This window comes from Bradyrhizobium sp. UBA2491 (assembly GCF_002341725.1).
Classification (GTDB): Bacteria; Pseudomonadota; Alphaproteobacteria; order Rhizobiales; family Xanthobacteraceae; genus Bradyrhizobium.
Window position 1 is genome coordinate 87,762 of sequence record NZ_DDOP01000060.1, and the last position, 16,590, is coordinate 104,351.

Below are 16,590 nucleotides of genomic sequence, written 5' to 3' on the forward strand. Positions count from 1 at the left end.
GCCGGTCAGCCGGCAAACAGCTTCCGGAACAGACGCCCGGATTCCGGAAACTGCCCATTGTCGATCTGCGTCGGCCACAGGCCATCGACATCGAAATAGGCCGCATAGGCGATCGCGGCCTGATTGGCGGCGAACCAATCGTGCATCCGCTGCACGAAAACGACATTGTCGCCGGACTGGCCGACGCCCCATTCGGGATAGCTCATCAGCTTGCGATGGCTTCGTGCGAAGGCGCGCTGCCATTCCAGTCCGAACGGCGCCTTGAGACAGGACTTGGTCCAGCGTTCCGCGGCGCTGTCGTCCGATTTGAAATCATAGACGTCGAGACCGATGTAATCGACCACGTCATCGCCGGGATAGGCGGCGTCCGCCGGCATATCCTGCGGGCCCCAGCCGGGGCACCAGTCGAACTTGAAGCCCGCCGAATGACGCCGGAAGATTCCGACCACACGGCGGAACGCCTTGATGTAGTCGTCCTCGTGGCCCCTGGCGAACCAGCCCATGTTGGAGATGTTCATCTCCCAGCCAAGGCGGATGACCGCCTTGGGGTGTGCTGCCGCGATCGCGCGCGCGGCGGCCCCGAACTCGGCGTCGTGCGCACCGCTTGCGACGTCGGCAAGCGGCGTGCCGGTGATGGTGAGCGGCACCGACCAGACCACATTGCGCGCCGGGTTGAGCTTCTTCCAAAGCCCCGGCACCCAATCCAGCCGGTGAAAATCCTCCCAGCCGGTCTGGCCGTAGAAGTCGACGCCGAGCACCGACGAACGCGGCCGGTCGAGCCACTTCTCCCAGCCCTGCAACACATGCTCGCGACCGGTCTCGCCCCAATTGACGAAGGCGCCAGCGAACCGTGCCGAATTCGCACCGAGCGGCGACCGCGCCGACGGCACGGCTCGCGCGATCGACGGCCCGCTCAGCGCGACCACGGCGAACGCGAGGGCGCCACGCCGCGTGATTTGGCGGTCAGTTGCCATGACGCACTTCTGCCGAGACGTTCGGAGCGCGCGTACCAAAAGCGCACAGCGCAGACAGCCTGGCTGTCTCGAAATGGACTGATGGTCCGATCCGAGGTCCGGCCGCATTGTCTACCCGACGGGAATCCCGCCAAATCCTCATCTATGCTCACCTGCACCAACCGTGTCGGCCATCATGGCATGACCACTGCAATATCCGGGCAACGGCGCGATCCAGCGTCAAAATCGCGCAGCCGCGTGATGGCTTCTGATCCGTTAACCGCGGCGGCGCGCAGGCATTTACCAATGATTAACCATCAACGCCGTCGATAGGGTCATCAAAATACTCCGGCACCGATCTTGCTGAACTGGGGTTCAGGACAAGTCTGGCGGCCACGATGTTCCGCCCTGAAACAGTGTCGCCGGAGAGAGTTACGAGATGACCCCTGTCGCGTTGCTGACCCCGACCTACGGGCGCGATCTGGAAATCTGCACGCTGCTCTGCGAAAGCGTGGATCGCCACGTCACGTCGTTCTCCAAGCATTATCTGCTGGTCCCGGATTGCGATCTGTCGCTGTTCGCGCCGCTGGCGAGCGATCGCCGCATCATCATTCCGGCCTCTTCCTTCCTGCCTGACTGGCTGCGGCCGCTGCCGCGCATGATCCAGCGCAAGCGCCGCCAGTTCTGGTGGTCGCTGCGGGCCAAGCCGGTGAACGGGTGGCACGTGCAGCAGATCCTGAAGATCGCAGCGACCATCGCGCTGCCTTATGAGCGGTTCTGCATCCTGGATTCCGACATCGTGTTCTTTCGCGATTTCGATCTCGCGCGCTTCCAGCAGCCGAACGCGATCCCGCTGCTGCGGATCGCCGACGCCGTGACCGCCGACCAGCCGCGGCATTCGCGCTGGCTCGAGACCAGCCACCAGTTGATCGGCCTGTCGACACCGCCGTTTCCGGCGCCGGACTTCATCGGACACATCATCTTCTGGGACAAAGAGACCACCCGTGCGCTTGCCGAGCGCATCGAGGCGGTCACCGGAATGAGCTGGATCGAGGCGTTGTGCCGGACCCGCGAGTTCTCCGAATATCTGCTGTACGGCTTCTTCGTCGAGAACGACGCGCCCGCCGCGCAGCACCACAGCATCGTGCCCAAGGCGCAATGCATCAGCTACTGGGATGACCCGACACTGAGCAAGGACGAGCTCACCCGGCTGCTGCTGCGCGCCGACACGGATGACGTCGCGTTCTCCATCGCATCCTTCTCGGGCACGCCGGTCGCGACCATTCGCGAGGTCGTGGCCGAGAGCGGCACGATCCTGACATCATCGGCGGTCACCCGGCCGGCGGAGTTCGCCGCATCATGCTGATCGGACAGGCCAGCATCAACCTGACCGCCAACGTGCTCTCGGCGCTGCTTGGGCTGTTCAGCGTATTCGTCTTCACGCGGCTGTTCGCGCCGCATGATTACGGCATCTATCTGCTGGGCACCGGCTTCGCGTCGGTCATCTCGGTGTTCCTCGTTGGCTGGTTCCGTAACCTGATCCTGAGCGGCCATGCCCGCGACGATGGCACCGACATCCGCGGCCTGGTGGCGTCGGGCTATCTGATCTGCTGCCTCACCGCGCCGATCACCTGGCTGCTGGCCCGGTTGGTCGGCCTCGATGCCACCGCGGCGTTCGCCGCCGTCGCGCTTTCGATCGCGATCGGCCTGTTCGAGCTGACGCAGGATCTACTGCGCGCGCGGCTGAAGGCGCTCTCGGTCATGAGGGCAACGCTGGTTCGCGCCGGCGCCCTGCTCGCCCTTGGCGTCGTCGTTGCGCTGATCGGCCCGACCGGCTTCGTGCTGTTGCTCGCCGCGGCTTCGGCCTACCTCGTCGCCGTGCTGGTGCAGGCACGCAGCGCCTGGCGCGGCACCATCATCAGCTTCGACCACGCCGGCTTGCGATCGCTCGCCCGCACCGGTCTGCCGCTGACCTTGTCGCTGACGCTGCTCGCGATCTCGAGCGTGACCGACCGTTTCATGATCGCCAACCTGATCGGCGCCGCCGACGCCGGCAAATATGTCGCGGCGCTCGACCTGGTGCGCCAAACCCTGATGATGCCGGCGATGAGCATGGCCGCGGCCTTCTTCCCGATGGCCGTGCAGATCCAGGCCCGGCAGGGCGACGCCGCGGTCAGGACCCATCTCGCCGATTGCCTCGAACTGCTTGCCGGCGTCACGCTGCCGGCCTGTCTCGGCTTCGCCGTGATCGCCCCGCATGTCGCCAACGTCATCCTCGGCCCCGACTTCCGCGCGCTGGCCGGCGAGATCATGCCGGTCATCGCGCTCGCCGTGCTGTTCCAGGTGCTGACGCAGCAATATCTGCATGCGAGCTTCCTGCTGTCTGGCCGCAACTCGTTCTATCTGATCAACACCGCCTCGATCATCGCGGCGAACGTGATCCTGTCCTACGCGCTGGTCAGGCTCCATGGCACGGTCGGCGCAGCCTGGGCGCGCCTCGGCGCCGACGTCGCGGGCTTCGCCTGCGCGCTGCTGCTGACCCGGTTGGCCTATCCGATTCCGATCCCGCTCGGCCGCCTCGCGCTGATCGTCATCGCCGCGCTCGCGATGGCGCTCACGGTGGGGGCGCTGGACCGCGCCCTGCACCTCGCCGATCTGCCCGCCAGCATCGTGCTGGTCGGTGCGGGGTTCGCGGTCTACGCCGCGCTCTGCTGGCTGTTCGACATCGCGCGCCTGCGCGGCCGGCTCAAGCAAGGCCTCATCATGTTCCGCACCAAACTCGCAAACAGCAACGTTGGATAAGCCGATGACCGAATCCCTTGCGCTTGCCTCACGGAGTGATCCGACCGCCGAGTTGCCGGTGGCGGCGTCCGCGGTCGTCCATCCGGACTCGCTGCTCGAATTGCCGCCCGGCGAAGCCAAGCAGAGCCTGTTGACGGTTCACAGCATCCTCGAGGCCCGGCTGCCGGCTGGACCGCTTGCGATCTACGAGGCCGGCGGCGGCTCGACCAGCTACCTGCCGCTCGGCGTGCTGGACCGCGCCCATGTCACCGTCGTCGACAACGACCCCGACCAGATCCGCAACAACACTTACGCGCAGGAAGCGGTGCTCGGCGACATCCAGACCTATCGCTTCCCGACGCAGCGGTTCGACCTGATCATCTGCTACAATGTCATCGAGCACGTCCCCGATGTCGAAGCCACATTGAGCGGCTTCTGCGAGGCGTTGAAACCAAACGGGCTGCTGCTGATCGGCGCGCCCAACCCGAAATCGCTGTCGGGCGTCGTCACCAAATACTCACCGCACTGGTTCCACGTCTGGTTCTATCGCCACATCCGCGGCAAGCCGAAAGCCGGGCTGCCAGGCGAGGCACCGTTCCCGACCCATTTCCATCCAATGGTGACGCTCGCCAATCTGGAAGCGTTCGTGGCGCAGCGCGGGCTGCAAGTGATCTACCGGAAGACATATGAGAGCCCGCGCTATCCCGAAATGCGCCGGCGCAAGCCGCTGCTCGCCGCGGCGGTCGACGTGCTGGCCCGAACGATGAATGCATTTCTGCCGGGCAAGATCGACGTCCGGCACGGCGACTATCATGTGATCTTGCGGAAGCTTGGCTCATGAATGCACTGTGGTCGGAAGCCAGGGTCAAGGTCAGCCACCGGCTCGCGATGCATGTCCAGGTCGAACGTTTTCGCCTGAACAACGCCGCGCCGATGGTGTCCTTCACTTTTGACGATCTGCCGAAGAGCGCCGCGACGCTGGGCGCGGATATCCTCGAATCCTACGGCGCCCGCGGCACGTTCTACGTGTCGGGCGGGCTGGTCGGGCTCGACGCACGCTTCTGGGCGACCGGCAACGCCGATGATGTCGTCTCGCTGCATCGCCGCGGCCATGAGGTCGGCTGTCACACCTTCTCGCACCGTCGCGCCTGCGACCTCGACGAGGGTTCACTCACCGCGGAGATCGCGCGCAATCGAACCTATCTCCACTCACTCGACCCAACCATGCCGGTCGAGACCTTCGCCTACCCGTTCGGCTACGGCTCCTATGCGCGAAAACATCAGTTGAAGTCCGAATTCCGGACCTGCCGCAGCATCATGCCCGGCGTCAACAGCGGCGAGGTCGACCTCCAGTTCCTGCGCGCCATGCCGCTGATCGATCGCCAGATGTCCCGCGAGCGGATCGATACGGCCTTTGGCGAGGCGGCGAACACTAACGGCTGGTTAATTTTCTACAGCCACGACGTCGCGGACGCGCCGAGCCTCTACGGCTGCTCGCCCGACCTCATGACCTACACGCTGGAGGCGGCGGCACGGCGCAACATGCCGGTATTGACGATGGCGGAGGCGTTCCGATGCGCCCGAGCTTAAACGCTTTGTTTGCCTTTCTAGTGAATAGTTCCCGAATGAGTATGGTTAATTTTTCGTGTTGCGTCCTTTCCGCGTCATCCGGTGCGCGTTGCGTGGCCCGAAAGATTGCTCCTCAGCCGATGCGTGCGGCCATTCAGATGGAAGCTGGGGTCGATGCTTAGCTACGACCAGCCGATAGAGCGGGCCAAGTCGGAGCCGCGCCGGGCCACAGGCCCGGCCGGCTTCAACGTGCTCGAACTGATCCGGCTGCTGTGGGAGCGCAAGGTCGCGATCCTGTCCGCGGCCCTACTCTGCGCCTGCGTCGCGGTTGCGATCGGCAAGAGCCTGACACCGAAATACACCGCAGGTGCCCAGCTCTATGTCGATCCGCGCGAGTTGCAACTCGTCGATCGCGAGCTGACCCCGCGCGCCCAGGACGTCTCCGGCCTCGCCATGGTGGTCGAAAGCCAGTCGCGCCTGATCACGTCGAACAACGTGCTGCTCCAGGTGATCCGCGACACCAATCTCGTCAAGGATCCGGAGTTCGGCGCCGGCGTTGCGGGCAAGGGCCTGTTCGGCTCGCTGCTCGGTCTGTTCGGCATCGAGCCGCGGCAGACGGCGGAGCAGCAACAGCAGATCGAGATGAAGACGCTCGACACGCTGAACCGCCACATCAACGTCAAGAAGACCGATCGCACCTTCATCGTCGACATCGACGTCTGGTCGCACGACCCGGCCAAGGCCGCGATGCTCTCCAACGCGATCGCCAAGGCCTATCTCACTGAATCCAAGCAGTCGCAGGCCGACGCGGCGCGGCGCGCCACCCGCGACCTCTCCGGCCGGTTGAAGGAGTTGCAGCAGCGCCTGCACAACGCCGAAGAGGCGCTCGCGACCTACAAGGCGCAGAACAATTTCGTCGGCTCGCAGGACAATCTGCTGACCGACCAGCAGCTCTCGCTCGGGAACCAGCGGCTCGCCGCCGCGCGGGCGCAGACGCTCGACGCCCAGGCCAAGTATGACCAGATCGAGGCCAGCCGACGCGGATCGATGGACCCGGGCGCGATCCCGGAAGCATTGCAGTCACCGACCATGGCCAATCTGCGCGCGCAATACGCCGAGGCGAAGAAGCGGCAGGCCGAGTTGCAGAGCGACCTCGGGCCACGGCATCCGATGCTGCGCCAGGTCGCACAGCAGGTCGATGACCTCAAACGCTCCATCAAGGACGAGATCGACCGCTTTGCACTGTCCGCGAAGAACGACCTGACCCGGGCCCGCGACTACGAGGCATCGCTCGCCAAGGCCTTGGACGTCCAGAAGCAGCAGAGCGTACAGATGGGCCAGGCGTCGGTACGGTTGCGCCAGCTCGACCGCGAAGTCGAAGCCAGCCGTGAGGTGTATCAGTCCTTCCTCAAGCGCTCGCGCGAGACCGAGGAGCAGGAGAGCCTCAACACCTCGAGCGCGCGCGTGATCGGCGACGCCACGATCCCGCAGCAGCGCACCTTCCCGCCGGCGATGAGCGTGCTCGCGATGATCGGCTTCATGTTCGGCGGGCTCGCTGCCGCGGCCTGGTTCGTCACCGCCAACCAGCTGGCGCCCGGCGCCGATCCGATTCGTCCGAAGCTCCAGCCGAAGCAGGACGCCGCCGCAGAGCGGCAGCCGGCGCCGGCCGACGCCAAGCAATCCGTGGCGGCCACCCCCTTGGCGCGGCCGGCGGCCCGCCAGATCGACCGGCCGGTGATCGAGAAGCCGCTGATTGCCGAATTGCAGGAATCCGACGTCATTCGCACGCTCGGCGGAATCCTGACCGGCGACAGCCCCGCCGACGTCACCCGGTTCGGCTGGCCGACACTGCGCACCAGCTCGGCGCTGGGCCCGTTCTCGAACACGATGCGGCAGATCCATGCGGCGCTGGCGGCCGGCACCGCCATTCCGGTGCTGGCCGTGATCGGCACTGGCGGCGCTTCCGATCGCAGCATCGTCGCGCTGAACATCGCGCTGGCCGCCGCGCGCGACGGTGCCCGTGTCCTGTTGATCGACGCCGACACGACCGTCCACGCCCTGACCGACAGGGTCGCGCATCCGGCTCAGAGCAAGCCTGGCCGGCTCGACTGGCTCACCATCGGCAGCAAGGTTGCCTCCACCGTCAACACCGTCAACGGCATCGCGATCCTGCCGGCGATCAAGGATGATCCGGCCAGGACCAACGCGGCAATCCTCAAGGCGATCGCGCAGGCGCGCGCCGCCGGCGACCACGAGCTCGTGATCCTCGACGGACCGCCGATGCCTTGGGGCGCGGCTGAACGGCGGCTGTTCGACATCGCCGATGGGTTGGTTGCAGCACTGCCGGTTGATCGCGACATCAACGCGTCGATGGAAGACATCATCGCCGCGCTCGGCGGCTCCGAACGCAAGCTCGCGGGCGTCGTTCTCGACGAGTTGCAGTCTCCCGCTGCAAGCCAGCAGCACGACAGGCAGTATGCGTGAGCGGCGCGCCAGCCACGCCGAGGCGTGCGCCGTACTCCGTTCGCGAGTTGACCGTCCAATGCTGAGGCCCTCGATCACCGCGATCATCGCCGCCGCATCCGTTCTGCTGTCGGTCGCCGCACGGGCCTGCCCCAGCCTGATCGAAGGCGTTCCCGCGGACCGGCTCGAGGCGCTGTCACGCGGCGTCAATGCCGACGGCTGGATCGCCGATCCGCGATCGGCGCCGCCGCGCAGCCTGCTGCTCGCGCTGCGCAAGGCCGGCCTGACCCATATCCGGCTGCCGGTGCCCGCCGACGACGTCATGCCACGGTTCGCCAGCAAGCTGGATATCGACCGGCATATGCAAACCGTCGACGCCGCGCTGAAGACACTGCTCCAGCTCGGCTATGCCGTGTCGATCGACCTGCATTCGGGCGAGCGCTTCAACCCGCTGCACAAGGACGATCCTGCCGCGGCCATGATCGAGATGAAGAGTGCCTGGGGCGAACTCGCGACGATCATGCAGCGCTATCCCTCCGATCGCGTCTTCGCCGAGCTCCTGAACGAACCCGAAGTCGATGCGGCACAATGGCAAAGCGAGGTCCGGGATCTCGCCGGCTTCATCCGCAATCTGCTTCCGCAAACCACCCTGATCACGGGCCCGGTCAACTGGCAGCGCGCGGATTCGCTGCCGGGGTTCACGCCGCTCGACGATCCCAATGTCGTCTATGCCATCCACTTCTACGACCCGATGGTGTTCACCCATCAGGCGCATTGGGATCAGAACGAACCACTGCACGACGTCACCGGACTGCCCTATCCGATCCGGGCCGACGATCCCAGGGTTCAACAGTTGCGCGCGCAGCTCACGGCGCAGAACCATCGCGAGGCGCTGGCGATGGTGGACCGCGCCACCCCCGACCGCGGCATCGACAAATGGCTCGCGCCCGCGGCCGCCTGGCAGCAAAAATACTCACGTCCGATCATCATCAACGAATTCGGCGTGCTCAAGGCCGGCGCGCCGCGCGACAGCCGGCTGCGCTGGCTTGCCGGGGTCACGGACTACGCCCGGCAGCAGTGCTGGGGCTGGACCCACTGGGAAATGATGCAGGGCTTTGGCCTGGCCGACGCGGTGACCGGCAAGCTCGATCGCGAAGCGCTGAAGGCGCTGCTGGGGACGCGCTAACCGATCTGGTTAACCGGTTCTTACACAATGGGTGGCTAGATCGGCGATGCGCGTGTGGCACGCCACACATCCGGACATCCAGGTCAGAGCCTGTGCGAGCAGAGATAGCCCCGCGGCCGCTGTTGGCCGGCGACCTCGTTCCTGCGCTCGGCATTGCCGTGGCATCGATCGCGTTCGCCCCGATCATGCAGGCAGCCAACGCCGGGCTCGCGATCGCCGTCGAAAGCCTGATCGGCTGCGCCATCGTGCTCGCGGCACCGGCCTATGCGCCGTCGATCGCCATCTTCATCATCTTCTTCCAGAATCTGTTCGTCTCGATCCTGTCGTCCTACATGACGACCGAGCAGGAGATGGATTTCGTCAAGGGCTACAACTTCCTCGTCTGCGCCGTGATGTGGCTGGTCACGCTGACGCTGTATATCCTGCACGAGCGCAAGCACTCTGCCGAGATCGACCGCATCATGAGATGGGGGCTGGTCACCCTTGCAACCGTGACGGCATATTTCCTGCTGGGAGCAACGCAAGACTCGCATGCGGCCCTGGTCTATCTGCGCAACATTGCCTTGCCGCTGTTCTTGTTCCAGCTGTCGCTGCTGACTGCCGCAAGCTTCGAGATCCGCGTCACGCCGTTCCTCGTCACGGTTGCCGCGATGCTGATCGTCTGCGGATATGTCGAATTGCTGTTTCGCGATTTCTGGCTCAGCATCACCAACGGCTATACGTTCTGGCACTTCGACGAGCTGAAGGCGACCCGCTCCGGAGCCTGGGAAGCCGAGATGCGCCAGACCGGCAACGTCCCGGTCGATCTGATCGATCGCTTCCGCTTCAGTTTCCTCAACAGCCCGCTGTTCGAGGACCTCGGCCTTTCGTCGATGATGCGCATCTTTGGACCGAACATGAGCCCGATCAGTTTCGGTTACGGGATCGCCTTCTCGATCCTGTTCCTGTTCGCGGTCGGCTATCGATGGCTGGCGCTGGTCGCGGTCCCGCTGCTGATCTGCTGTAGCGTGAAGGGCGCGCTCATCCTGGTGATTTTCGTCGCCCTCGCCTGGACGGCGACCTGGCTGTTCGGCGCGACCATCACGCTTGCCGTCGCGCTGGTCGGGCTCGTGGGTTACGCGATCGCGGCGATCTATATCGGCCTGCAGATCGGCGACTTTCATGTGATCGGCTTCATGGGCGGTTGGGACGGCTTTCGGCAGAACCCGATCGGCCGCGGACTCGGCGTCGGCGGCAACCTCTCCGAGGGCTATTTCTCGATCGACTGGAACGCCGCGCAGGCGGCCGGCACCATGGACGGCGCCGTCGAGAGCGCCGTCGGCGTGCTGCTCTACCAGATGGGCATCGGCGCGCTGGTGCCGCTCGGCTTCTTCCTGGCGATGGCGCTGAAGGCCTGGCGCCTGTACGCCTCTTCCGGAATCCTCACGCAAGGGCTCGCCGCGTTCGGCACGATGGTCGTGCTGGTGAATGGCATCTTCCAGGAAGAGGCGCTGTTTGCGCCGCCGGCGCTCGGACTGCTGCTATGCCTGACCGGACTGGTGATCGGCCATCATCTGCGCACGCAAGGCGACGATCCGGCGGCCTCCAATCCGTAGCTGCGATACGCGCGCGGAAGCCCGGCCGCGCCGCGACCGGGCTCCAATTGCGCGCCGTCAGAGCGGCTTGATCTGCACCTTGCGGAACTTGACCACGCCCGAACCATACTGGAGCGCGATGTAGCCGCTGGCGTGCTTGGAGTCCTGGGCGTCGACGGTCTTCTGGCCGTTCAGCGTCACCACGAAATGCGGCCCCTGCGCCGTGATCTCGTAGACGTTCCACTTGCCGGCCGCCTTCGGCATCGGATCGACCTTGCCGACGTCGACGATCGCGCCGGTGCCGTAGGTCGGATCCGGCCGCTTGTCGAAGATGTTGACCTCGTAGCAGACCTTGGAGTCGATCACCTTGTTGCCTTCGCAACGGATGAAGACGCCACTGTTGGCATCCTCGTCGGTCCAGAACTCGGCCCTGATCTGGAAATCCTTGTAGGGGGTCTTGCTGACGAGATAGGAGAGCTCCTTGCCGTCGAGCTTGTCGGCCACCAGCGCGCCGTCCTTCATGGCCCAATTGGCCTTGCCGACCTCGTCCCAGTCACCTTTCTTGGTGCTGTCGAGCAGCGTGACCCAACCGTCCTGCCCCGATGCGGCGGTGGAAAATTGCAGCGCGGCCACACCGATCATCAATCCCGACGCCACTATCGACAAATGCTTCTTCACGGTCGTCCTCCCGTTTTTTGTTGGCGCGCAACCTATCATTGCCAGCAACGGCGTAAATCCGTTTTTCATGTTGCAGTTGCGTTGTGTCACGGGCCGATGTCGCAATCTTGAGATCAGACATGCGTGGACGCGTCTTGCCCGGCGGAAGCGGGAGCGAATAGCATCACGTGGATACGGGCGCGGCAGTTGCCCGAGAACACTGATCTGGGAGGATACGATGACGGCATCGAACCAATCCTGGCGCTACCTGATGATGCCACTGGCCCTTGCCGGCATGCTGAGCGTCAGCTCCGCCGCCGAGCTCAATCCGGCCGCCGTCACCTACAAGCTGCCGGACCAGATCCCCTGGAGCCCGGTCGACGCGCGCGGCGCGCAAAACGCCGTCGTGGTCGGCGATCCCTCGAAGCCGGGCTTCTACATGGTCTACACCAAATGGACCAAGGGCAATCATTTCAGCCGTCCGCACTTCCACCCCAACGACCGTTACATCGTCGTGCTCAAGGGCACCTGGTGGGTCGGCTCGGGTCCGAAGTTCGATCCCGATCACGGCACCGTGGCGATGCCGGCGGGCAGCTTCGTCACCCATTACGGCAAGCAGGTGCACTGGGACGGTGCCAAGGACGAGGACGCCGTGCTGCTGATCATGGGCGAAGGCCCGGCGACCGCGACCGAGGTTGAGCAGAAGTAGCCGCATTGCGCGGGATGGCGCCGATGTTATCATCGTGCGCCAGAGGAAGGGCATTCGATGCACCCCGCCGCCAAGCCGCAATTTGCCCGGATCGTCGACGAGTTCGCACGCTGGCGCAGTATTGCCGAACCGGAGCGACCGCCCGCGCCCGCGTGGTGGTGGGGCCCGGCATTCGAGATGCGCGATGCTGCCGAGCCGCTGCCCGCCACCTGGTGCCACAAGCTCCGCCTGCCCGACGGCGCCCGGTTTGCCGACGGCGCGCTCGTATTGCGGCAGACGCTGGCCGGCCAGACCACGCTGCCCTGGCCCTATGATTTCTCGCGCAAGGTCGCATCCGCGGATTCCGACGTCCGCGACCTGCCGGTGCAGCCTTCAGACGACAGCGCGTTTCCGCCCTAGATCCGGCACAGCCTCACCGGCTGCCTCATCCTCCCATGACGGTTGCAGCGGCGGCGCGGTCAGCACCGGCGCCGACTTCAACAGTTCGGCAAGATCGCGCGGCGGCAGCGGCCGGCTGAACAGGAACCCCTGCATCTCGTCGCAGGCATGCGCGCGCAGGAACTCCCGCTGCTCGGAGGTCTCGACGCCCTCGGCGACGATGGTCATGCCGAGTGCCTTGCCCATGCTGATGATCGCCTGCGCGATCGCGACGTCCTCGGAATCGTCGGGCAGGTCGCGCACGAAGGAGCGATCGATCTTGATGGTGTCGATCGGGAACTGCTTCATCAGCGACATCGACGAGTAACCGGTGCCGAAATCGTCGATCGCCAGCCGGATGCCGCGGTTCTGGATCGCATCGAGCACGCGGACTGCCCGCGTCACATTGCGCATCACCATGCTCTCGGTGACCTCGAGTTGCAGCAGCTCGGGCGGCATGCCGCTCGCCACCAGCGCCTCGTCGATGTCGTCGAGCAGATGCGGATCGCCGAACTGCCGCGGCGAGAGGTTGACCGCCATCGTCACCGCCTTGAGGCCGCCGCGCTGCCAGGCCATGTTCTGCGCGCAGGCTTCCTTCAGCACCCAGCGGCCGATCGGCACGATCAACCCGACCTCCTCGGCAAGCGGGATGAATTGCCCCGGCGAGACCTTGCCGAGCTCGGGATGGCTCCAGCGCAACAGCGCTTCGACGCCGCTGATCTCACCGCTGGCCATGTCGACCTTGGGCTGATAGTCGAGCGAGAACTGGTCGCGCTCCAGCGCGCGGCGCAGCGCGCTCTCCATCGTCAGGCGCTCGATCGACTGTGCCCGCACCTCGTTGGAGAAGAAGCGGAAGCCGTTCTTGCCGTCCTCCTTGGCGAGATACATCGCCATGTCCGCATTCTTGGTCAGCGTCTGCACGTCGGAGCCGTCGGCCGGATACACAGCGATCCCGATCGACGCCGTGGTGTGGCACTCGTGCCCGCTGAGTTGCAACGGCTGGCTGAGCGAAACCAGGAGATCGCCGGCAATGCGCTCGACGTCGTGACGTTCGGCGGTTTCCTCGAGGATGACCACGAACTCGTCGCCGCCGAGCCGGGCCACCACGTCGCTTGCGCGCAACGATCCTCGCAGCCGCTCGGCGATCGCCACCAGCAGCATGTCGCCGGCGTCATGGCCGAGCGAGTCGTTGATCACCTTGAAGCGGTCGAGATCGATGAACAGCACCGCGAGCTGCCGGCGATGGCGATCCGCCGCCGAGATCGCGTGACGCAGCATCTCGTTGAAGGTCTCACGGTTGGGCAGATTGGTCAGGCTGTCGTGCGAGGCTAGATACTCGATGCGCTCGTCGGCCTTGTGCTTCTCGTCGGCGCGATCGAAGCTTTCCAGCGCGAACGCCAGATTGTCGGCGAGCCGCTGCAGCAGCTCGGCGAATTCGGGCGTGAAGGTGTCCTTCTCGATCGCGACGAAGATCATGACGCCAACCACCTGCCCGCTGACGATCAGCGGGAAGGAGGCACCCGACTGCGTTCCGTCGAGGCGAGCCCGCTCATGGAAGGCGGCGGTGTCGGCGTCGGCAAAATAGTCATTGATGATGCAGGCCTGGCCCGACCGGAACGCCCTGCCGCAGGCACCGCGTCCCTCGGCATGCGCCTCGCTGACCGAGAGCGTGACCTGGCTCGCGCCGCCCGCCGCCGGGCCCGCGATCGCGACGATCCGCAGATAATCGCTCCCGCCTTGCGCCAGCGCGATCGTGGTCGAGGTGAATTTGCCGCCGGTCGCGGCCGCCTCGCAGACCAGTTGATACAATTCGCTGCGGGACTTCGCCCGCATGATCGCCTCGTTGGTCGCGCTCAGCGCCGCGAACATGCGCGACAGCCGTTCCTTCTGCTCGTCGGCCCGCGCCTTCTCGTCGGCACGATCGAAATTGGCCAGCGCAAACGACACGTTCTCGGCAAGCCGCTGCAACAGCGCCATCATCTCCGGGCTGAAGGTGCCGAATTCGCTGGACAGGAACACCAGCGCGCCGATCGCCTCGCCGTTCTTGAGCAACGGCAACGCCGCGCCGGACTTGCTGCCGCTGTCGCGGACCACCGGATAGACATGCGAGTCGGGTCCGAAGTCGCTGAGATAGTCGTTGCTGATGCAGGGCCTGCGGGTGCGGATCGCAACGCCGGTCAGGGTTTGTCCTTCCGGCCGCGTCGCGTCGGCCGACAACTGGACTTCACGGGCCCGTATCCGGTCGGGGCCGGAAGCCGCCACATTGTCCAGGAAGGCCTCGCCGGGACGCACCAGGCGGATGGTGGCCGAGATGAACTGACCGCCGACAGCCGCAGCATCGCAGACCAGATCGAACAGCTCGCTGCGGGACTTCGCCCGCATGATCGCCTCGTTGGTCGCACTCAGTGCCGCGAACATCCGCCGCAACTTTTCCTTCTGCTCCTCGGTCCGCGCCTTCTCGTCGGCACGGTCGAAACTGCCCAGCGCAAAGGAGACGTTGTCGGCGAGCCGCTGCAACAGCTCGGCGAATTCGGCCGAGAACGTGTTGCGCTTGGCGGAGATGAACAGCATCACCCCGACCGGCTCGTCGTCGACGATCAACGGAAACGCCGCGCCGGATCGCGCGTCCTCGCGATCGATGACTTCGCGGAACGGGCTGTTGGCGACATCGCTGAGGAAATCGTTGTTGATGCAGGCGCGCCGGGAGCGGAACGCCTTGCCGCTGACACCGCGCCCTTCGGGGCGGGCATCGCTGCGCGAGACGTTGAGACGGCGCGCATTCTCGGCGGTGGGGCCTGCGACCGCGATCATCTCCAGGAAATCGTCGCCGGGCTTCGCGATCAGGATGCTGGTGGAATTGAACCCGCCGCCATGCGCCGCCGCCGCGCAAACCAGCTCGTACATCTCGATCCGCGACCGCGCGCGCATGATCGCCTCGTTGGTCGCGCTCAGCGCGGCGAACATCCGCGACAGCCGCTCACGTTCCGCGTCGGCCTTGGCCTTCTCGGTGGCGCGGCCGAAATTATCGAGCGCAACCGAGACGTTCTCGGCGATCCCGGCCAGCAGCGCGATGATCTCCTGATCGCGCGCCCAGGAATTGCCGGTGAAGAAGATCAGGACGCCGATGCTGCGGCCGAAGCGGGTCAGCGGCAGCGCGACACAGGCCATCAGGCCGCTGCCGCGAATCGGCGTCTGCGACGGGCGGGTCGAGGTCGGGATGTCGTGCTCGACGCAGGGGCGCTGGGTTCGAAATGCCTCGCCGCAAATGCCCTTGCCGTAGACATTGTCGGGGTCGGTCGAAAACCGCGTCTGCGTGATCAGGTCGATCGCCTCGCCGGTGCCGGCAACGGGCTCGAGCCAGTGCGTATCGGGTTCGGCGAGCAGCACCACCGTGGCAAAGGACTTGCCGCTGAACACCGCCGCATCGCAGACCCGCTGATACAGATCGTGCTCGGTCTTGGCGCGAAGGATCGCCTCGTTGGTCGCGCTGATCGCGCCGAACATGCGGTTGAGCCGGCGCATCGCCCGCTCACCGCTCTTGCGCGACGTCTCATGGTCGAAATTGTCGAGCGCGAAGGATACGTTTGCTGCCATGCGCTCGAGCAACGAGACGATCTCCTCGCCAAGCGAACCGACCTCGCGCCGGGTCACCATGAAGACACCGACGCTGCGCCCACCACAGACCAGCGGCATCGCCGCAGCCGCGCCGACGCCACTCGCCGCGGCACCGCTGCGCCAGGCCGCCGAGCGGGGATCGTTGACATAGTCGTTGCTGACGCAAGCCGTCTGGTCACGGAACGCCCGTCCCGCGACGCCCTCCCCTTCCGGCGTGTTGGCGAGCGTGGAAATCGTGATGCTGCGCAGCCGCGCGACATCCTCGCCGTAGCCGGCCGCGAAGGTCAGCAGACCGGTATCCGGCTCCAGCAAAAACACGGTCGCAGCCAGGAAGCTCCCGCTCGAGAAAGCGGCTTCGCAGACCTTGCCGTATAGTTCTTCCGGTGATTTCGCGTACAGGATCGCTTCGTTGGTGGCATTCAACGCCGCGAATGTACGCCCGATGGTCGACTGCACGTTCCCTGAAGGCCCCGGGGCCAACCCCTTCAAACTGGCGCGGAACATTGCCCGCAAGAGGCCTAAGTGATGGTTAGTGTATCCGGCAAGTTGCGCGACAGAGTAAACGGCTGACGAACGCGGCGGGCGGTTTCCCGGGATATTACGGACCCTTGTGTGCCAGGCTGAGGCGGCGGGCCGGAACATGCGGATCGCCGCCCGGTTCACGCC

At 65.4% G+C, this 16,590-nt stretch carries 12 protein-coding genes; 9 read left to right on the forward strand and 3 right to left on the reverse strand.

The features are described from left to right. Window positions 1-5: 5 nt before the first annotated feature. Window positions 6-974 (reverse strand): hypothetical protein, encoded by a 969-nt coding sequence (locus B2W55_RS20315; RefSeq protein WP_024581203.1) that lies wholly within the window; start codon window positions 972-974, stop codon window positions 6-8. Between the two features lie 418 nt (window positions 975-1,392). Between B2W55_RS20315 and B2W55_RS20320 the strand changes: the two genes are divergently transcribed. From B2W55_RS20320 to B2W55_RS20350, 7 genes are all read left to right on the forward strand, one after another. Next, complete coding sequence (locus B2W55_RS20320; RefSeq protein ID WP_024581204.1) at window positions 1,393-2,319, forward strand: DUF6492 family protein; 927 nt, start codon at window positions 1,393-1,395, stop codon at window positions 2,317-2,319. Next, window positions 2,313-3,755 carry a lipopolysaccharide biosynthesis protein gene (locus B2W55_RS20325; protein WP_024581205.1) on the forward strand — a complete coding sequence of 481 codons (1,443 nt, stop codon included), beginning with the start codon at window positions 2,313-2,315 and terminating at the stop codon, window positions 3,753-3,755. The genes B2W55_RS20320 and B2W55_RS20325 overlap by 7 nt, the downstream gene beginning before the upstream one ends. Before the next feature lie 4 nt (window positions 3,756-3,759). After that, a complete protein-coding gene (locus B2W55_RS20330; RefSeq protein ID WP_024581206.1) occupies window positions 3,760-4,575 on the forward strand; it encodes a class I SAM-dependent methyltransferase in 816 nt (271 codons plus the stop codon). Further along, window positions 4,572-5,324: a polysaccharide deacetylase family protein gene (locus tag B2W55_RS20335; protein ID WP_029879107.1), complete on the forward strand. Its 753-nt coding sequence runs from the start codon at window positions 4,572-4,574 to the stop codon at window positions 5,322-5,324. Before B2W55_RS20330 ends, B2W55_RS20335 begins: the two co-directional genes overlap by 4 nt. Window positions 5,325-5,477: 153 nt before the next feature. Further along, window positions 5,478-7,787, forward strand: coding sequence for a GumC family protein (locus tag B2W55_RS20340; RefSeq protein WP_024581208.1), 2,310 nt, complete (start codon window positions 5,478-5,480; stop codon window positions 7,785-7,787). A 58-nt stretch (window positions 7,788-7,845) separates the two neighbouring features. Further along, a complete protein-coding gene (locus B2W55_RS20345; RefSeq protein ID WP_024581209.1) occupies window positions 7,846-8,952 on the forward strand; it encodes a glycoside hydrolase family 5 protein in 1,107 nt (368 codons plus the stop codon). Window positions 8,953-9,044: 92 nt separating this feature from the next. After that, entirely contained in the window at window positions 9,045-10,547 is a 1,503-nt protein-coding gene (locus B2W55_RS20350; RefSeq protein WP_043855265.1) for a hypothetical protein, read from the forward strand. Between the two features lie 57 nt (window positions 10,548-10,604). Here the strand turns inward: B2W55_RS20350 and B2W55_RS20355 are convergent, their stop codons facing one another. Further along, window positions 10,605-11,204, reverse strand: a complete 600-nt coding sequence (locus B2W55_RS20355; protein WP_024581211.1) for a 3-keto-disaccharide hydrolase — start codon at window positions 11,202-11,204, stop codon at window positions 10,605-10,607. Between the two features lie 217 nt (window positions 11,205-11,421). Here B2W55_RS20355 and B2W55_RS20360 point away from each other — a divergent pair, with 217 nt between their 5' ends. Together B2W55_RS20360 and B2W55_RS20365 are read left to right on the forward strand one after the other, a co-directional pair. Further along, entirely contained in the window at window positions 11,422-11,892 is a 471-nt protein-coding gene (locus B2W55_RS20360) for a cupin domain-containing protein (protein WP_244442205.1), read from the forward strand. A 57-nt stretch (window positions 11,893-11,949) separates the two neighbouring features. Further along, window positions 11,950-12,291 (forward strand): hypothetical protein, encoded by a 342-nt coding sequence (locus tag B2W55_RS20365; RefSeq protein ID WP_024581213.1) that lies wholly within the window; start codon window positions 11,950-11,952, stop codon window positions 12,289-12,291. Here the strand turns inward: B2W55_RS20365 and B2W55_RS20370 are convergent. After that, complete coding sequence (locus tag B2W55_RS20370) at window positions 12,265-16,380, reverse strand: bifunctional diguanylate cyclase/phosphodiesterase (RefSeq protein ID WP_024581214.1); 4,116 nt, start codon at window positions 16,378-16,380, stop codon at window positions 12,265-12,267. The two genes, B2W55_RS20365 and B2W55_RS20370, sit on opposite strands and share 27 nt — an antisense overlap. Window positions 16,381-16,590 lie beyond the last annotated feature (210 nt).

Bases quoted from the DNA above. Each gene is read 5' to 3' on its own strand.
- B2W55_RS20315 (WP_024581203.1), bottom strand. From the start codon at position 974: ATGGCAACTGACCGCCAAATCACGCGGCGTGGCGCCCTCGCGTTCGCC.
- B2W55_RS20320 (WP_024581204.1), top strand. From the start codon at position 1,393: ATGACCCCTGTCGCGTTGCTGACCCCGACCTACGGGCGCGATCTGGAA.
- B2W55_RS20325 (WP_024581205.1), top strand. From the start codon at position 2,313: ATGCTGATCGGACAGGCCAGCATCAACCTGACCGCCAACGTGCTCTCG.
- B2W55_RS20330 (WP_024581206.1), top strand. From the start codon at position 3,760: ATGACCGAATCCCTTGCGCTTGCCTCACGGAGTGATCCGACCGCCGAG.
- B2W55_RS20335 (WP_029879107.1), top strand. From the start codon at position 4,572: ATGAATGCACTGTGGTCGGAAGCCAGGGTCAAGGTCAGCCACCGGCTC.
- B2W55_RS20340 (WP_024581208.1), top strand. From the start codon at position 5,478: ATGCTTAGCTACGACCAGCCGATAGAGCGGGCCAAGTCGGAGCCGCGC.
- B2W55_RS20345 (WP_024581209.1), top strand. From the start codon at position 7,846: ATGCTGAGGCCCTCGATCACCGCGATCATCGCCGCCGCATCCGTTCTG.
- B2W55_RS20360 (WP_244442205.1), top strand. From the start codon at position 11,422: ATGACGGCATCGAACCAATCCTGGCGCTACCTGATGATGCCACTGGCC.
- B2W55_RS20365 (WP_024581213.1), top strand. From the start codon at position 11,950: ATGCACCCCGCCGCCAAGCCGCAATTTGCCCGGATCGTCGACGAGTTC.